Source organism: Streptomyces sp. UNOB3_S3, assembly GCF_020740895.1.
GTDB lineage: Bacteria > Actinomycetota > Actinomycetes > Streptomycetales > Streptomycetaceae > Streptomyces.
In genome coordinates this window covers 1-4,239 of record NZ_JAILXP010000497.1, presented here as the reverse complement: position 1 = coordinate 4,239, position 4,239 = coordinate 1, and the positions used below count along the sequence as shown (strand labels likewise).

The window sequence follows — 4,239 nt, the reverse complement described above, 5'->3', positions numbered from 1 at the left end:
GGCTTCGGGGGGGGGGGCACCCGGCCCCGACGGCTCAGGCCACCGCGATGACGATCTTCCCGGTGAGGTGCCCGTGCTCGCTGGCGCGGTGCGCCTCGGCGGCCTCCCCCAGCGGATAGACCCGGTGGATCGGCAACTGGAGGATCCCCGCCTCGTGGAGGGCGAGGGCGGCCTCGATCGCGGGCACCGTACCCGCTCCCGTGCCGCCCGAGCTGAAGCGCGCGCCGTGGCGCCGGGCGCCCTCCGCGTCGGCGATGGACAGCACCCGGCCGGGGTCGCCGGTCAGCTCCACCGACACCCCGACCGCGTCGCCCTTGCCGACCGCGTCCAGCGCCGCGTCCACCCCGTCCGGGGCGATCTCCCGCACCCGGCCGGCGAGGCCCTCCCCGTAGGTGACGGGGAAGGCGCCGAGGCCCCGCAGGTACTCGTGGTTGAACTCGCTCGCCGTGCCGATCACCCGGACGTCCCGCGCGCGGGCGAACTGCACGGCCATCGTGCCGACCCCGCCGGCCGCGCCGTGGACCAGCAGCGTCTCCCCCTCGCCCACACCCAGCTCGGCGAGGCCCCGCAGCGCCGTCTCGGCCGCCACCGGCAGGGCCGCGGCCTCCTCCCAGGGCAGCGAGAGGGGCTTGACGACCAGCTGGTCCGCGCGGGCCAGCGCCTGTTCGGCGTAGGCGCCGGTGAGCGTGCGGCCCAGGACCGCGTCCCCCGCCCGTACCTCCGTGACCCCCTCGCCGACGGCCTCCACGACCCCGGACGCCTCCACGCCGGGGACGTGCGGCAGTTCGGTGGGGAAGACCGCTTCCATGGCGCCGCTGCGGATCTTGTGGTCGAGCGGGTTGACGCCCGCGCAGCGGACGGCGATCCGGACCTGCCCGGGCCCGGGGGCGGGCAGATCGGCGGCGCCGAGCCGGAGCACTTCGGCGGGGCCGAAGGCGCTGAAGGAGATGGCCTTGGTCTTGGTCATGGAATCACCATCATCGAAAATCAGGATTTTCCGTACCAGGCTGGCCGTCCCGCCCCCGATTTCGCCCTACGCCTCCGGCGCGTTCGCCCTACGCCCCCGTGCCGGCCCCCGCGTCCCGGGCCGGCTCCTCGGCGAGCCGCTTGACGCCCTCCAGGGTGGCCCGTATGCCCTCCCGCAGCTCGCCCAGGCGCATGGCGAGGATCTGCTCCTCGCGGTCCGGCATGCGGGCGATCGCGGTGCTGAGCCCGGAGGGCGCCGGCCCGACCCGCACCGACTGCCGCAGCAGCGTCCCGTCACCCTCGGGCTTGAGCTCGAACTTCCAGGTGGCCAGCGGGTAGGAGGGGTCGGCGGGCCCGCCCCCGAACCGGTTGTCCGGGTCCGTGACCGCCCAGCCGAACAGCCGCTCGGGCTCCATGGCGACGATGTACGAGACGGTCCGCCACTCGCCGGCCATGGGGTGGCGGTTGTGGCCCTCGAAGGCCGCGCCGAGCTCCGGCCCGGTGGCCCCGTCCAGCCACTCCACGCGCTGGAGTTCCGTGCTGATCCGGGCGGGCAGGCCGATGTCGGCCACCAGTCTCCAGACCTCGGCCGGGGCCGCGCCGATGTGGACCTCGTCGTGGACGCCGGGCCCGTCCGTGTAGCGCATGCGATCTCCTGAAGGCTGCCGGTTGCATGACACGTTGTCGAACAACAGTCTGCACCCGGAAGAGGGTGTTCACCCGGACGTACGGCGCACGTCACACCGGCCGGAGGATCCTGGGAGGGTGACAGCGGTCTTCGTGGTCTCGGTGCACGACGTCGCCCCCTGGAGCTTCTCGCGCAGCCGCCGGTGGCTGGCCGAGCTGGACGCCCGGGGGGTGCCCGCGACGCTGCTGCTCGTACCGGGCGCCTGGCGCGGGCCCCGGCTGCCGGACGACCCGGGCCTGGTGCGCTGGCTCCACGAGGCGGCCCGGCGCGGGCACGAGCTCTCCCTCCACGGCTGCACCCACCGGGCCGTGCCCGGCGGCCCGCCCGCGCGGCGATGGCTGAACTCCGTGCTGGCGCGCGGCTGCGCGGAGTTCTGCGCGCTGGACGAGGCGGAGGCCCACCGCCGGCTCACGGCGGGACTGGCCGCGCTCGCCTCCGTGGGGATCGCCCCGGAGGGCTTCACCCCGCCGGGCTGGCTCGCCTCGCCGGGCTCGCTCGCGGCCCTGCGCGCGGTGGGCCTTGAGTACACCACCAGCCACCTGGCGGTGCACGACCTGCGCACCGGCACCCGGCACCGGATGCCCGCGCTGTCCCACCGGCCGGGCGGGCTCGGGGAACGGGCCGGGGCCCGGCTGATGCGCACGGCGGCCGGCCGCTGGTCCGGGCGCGGCAGGCCCTTCCGCATCGCCCTCCACCCGGCCGACCTGGACCGGCCGGGCCTGCGCGAACACGCCCTGGAGGCCGTCGACCTCGCCCTCGCGGCGGGGGCCCGCCCCTGGACGTACGCCGGCCTGGTGCACGCCCGGCGACGCCCGGGGGACGACGGCGCGTGAGGATCGTCCAGCTCGCCAACTTCCACGGCCCGGCCTCCGGCGGCCTGCGGACCGCGCTGGACGCGCTCGGCCGGGGCTACGCGGCGGCGGGCCACGAACGGGTCCTGGTCACCCCGGGCCCCCGGTACGGGGAGTGGCACGACGAGGCCGGGCTCCGGGTCACCCTGCCCGGGATCCGGGTGGGCGGCGGCTACCGGCTGATCTGCTCGCCCCTCGCGCTGCGCGCGCTGCGGACGCTGCTGGGGCGGCTGGCGCCGGACTCCGTCGAGGTGTCCGACAAGCTCACCCTCGTCCACGCCGCACGCTGGGCGCGGGCACGGGACGTTCGGGCGGTGCTGCTCTCGCACGAGCGGCTCGACGCCATCCTGGCGCCCCGGCTGCCGGCCCGGCTGCCCCTGGGGCTTCCGGCCGACGCCTGGAACCGCCGCCTGACGGGGGCGTTCGACGCCGTGGTGGCGGCGTCCGCCTTCTCCTGCGCGGAGTTCGCGCGGGTGGCGGCCCCGGCGCTGTACCGGGTGCCGCTCGGCGTCGACCTGGACGTCTTCGCGCCGGCGGGCACGGCCCCGGAGCCGGTGGTGCGCCTGGTGTACGCGGGCCGGCTGTCGGCCGAGAAATACCCCCGACATCCCCTGGAAACACTGCGCGTCCTGCTGCGGCGCGGCGTCCCGGCCCGCCTGGACGTCCTGGGCGACGGCCCGGAGCGCGGCCGCCTCGAACGACGGGCGTACGAGGCCGGGTTGCCGGTGCGCTTCCACGGCCACATGACCGACCGCCGCGCGGTGGCCCGCGCGCTCGCACGGGCGGACGTGGCGCTGGCCCCCTGCCCGGTGGAGTCCTTCGGCCTCTCGGTCCTGGAGGCCCTGGCCTGCGGCACCCCGGTCGTCACGGCGGACACCGGCGCCGCGCCCGAACTCCTCGCGCCGGAGGCGGGCTTGACGGCGGCCGCCTCGCCGGAGGCGACGGCGGACGCGGTGACCCGCCTGCTGGCCGTCCCCGAATCGCGGCGCCGCACGGCGGCACGGAAGCGCGCGGAGGAATTCCCTTGGGGACGCACGGTACGGGGGATGCTGGCGGTGCACACACGTTCCGGTGAACGGAGATTCAGTCACCCGTAATCTCCGCCGATATGGACGGACTTGATGCCGGGAAGGGATATGCTCGCCCCGGCGGCGCACTTCGTGCGCCCCCTCTCCGAGGACCGCTGCTTCCGGACGCTCTCCCTGGGCGCCCGGCAATGCGGACGCCCTCCGGAGCGCCACTGGCTATGGCGCACTGCGAGAGAGGGGGCGCCTATGGGGCGTCACCGCAAGGAGCGACCGACGTGGTTTTCCGGGACTCGGGCCCGGCGCGTGGCGAAGCGAGCTGCCGGGGCGGTTTTCACCGCCCTGGTCAGCTACGCCGTCCGTGAAGGGTTGAACCAGACCCTTGACCATAAGGACGGCCCGCTGTCCCACGAGCAACATGGGGCAGATGACCGTTAGCTCCTCGAAACCCTCGGCGACGGTAGCCGCCGTCGCTGAGGGTTTCACCATGCCACACCGCATGACGGGGGTGCAACGGCATCGCGCCGCCTGTCGCCCCACCCGGTCTCGGGCACAATCCGCCCCATGACCCTGCGCGTCCTCCTGCTCTCCCCCGCCACCGGACCCGCCCTCCGCGCGGCCCGGTTCGACGACGACTCGCCGCTCGACGAGCGCGGCGTCGCACAGGCCCGCGCGGCCGCCGACGACGTGCCCCGGGCCACCCGGCACC

Annotated in this window: 4 protein-coding genes; 2 read left to right on the top strand and 2 right to left on the bottom strand. The window is 75.7% G+C overall.

Annotated features, from left to right (window positions below):
• Window positions 1–34 precede the first annotated feature (34 nt).
• Together K6I33_RS32480 and K6I33_RS32475 are read right to left on the bottom strand one after the other, a co-directional pair.
• Window positions 35–967 (bottom strand): NADP-dependent oxidoreductase, encoded by a 933-nt coding sequence (locus K6I33_RS32480; protein ID WP_229358185.1) that lies wholly within the window; start codon window positions 965–967, stop codon window positions 35–37.
• Window positions 968–1,055: 88 nt separating this feature from the next.
• Window positions 1,056–1,613: an SRPBCC family protein gene (locus K6I33_RS32475; protein ID WP_229358183.1), complete on the bottom strand. Its 558-nt coding sequence runs from the start codon at window positions 1,611–1,613 to the stop codon at window positions 1,056–1,058.
• A 118-nt stretch (window positions 1,614–1,731) separates the two neighbouring features.
• Between K6I33_RS32475 and K6I33_RS32470 the strand changes: the two genes are divergently transcribed.
• Together K6I33_RS32470 and K6I33_RS32465 are read left to right on the top strand one after the other, a co-directional pair.
• Complete coding sequence (locus K6I33_RS32470) at window positions 1,732–2,487, top strand: DUF2334 domain-containing protein (protein ID WP_229358181.1); 756 nt, start codon at window positions 1,732–1,734, stop codon at window positions 2,485–2,487.
• A complete protein-coding gene (locus tag K6I33_RS32465; protein WP_229358180.1) occupies window positions 2,484–3,602 on the top strand; it encodes a glycosyltransferase in 1,119 nt (372 codons plus the stop codon). Before K6I33_RS32470 ends, K6I33_RS32465 begins: the two co-directional genes overlap by 4 nt.
• The last annotated feature ends 637 nt before the right edge of the window (window positions 3,603–4,239 follow it).

What these genes read in the sequence shown, in the direction of transcription:
- K6I33_RS32475 (WP_229358183.1), bottom strand. Translation starts at nt 1,613, where the DNA reads ATGCGCTACACGGACGGGCCCGGCGTCCACGACGAGGTCCACATCGGC.
- K6I33_RS32480 (WP_229358185.1), bottom strand. Translation starts at nt 967, where the DNA reads ATGACCAAGACCAAGGCCATCTCCTTCAGCGCCTTCGGCCCCGCCGAA.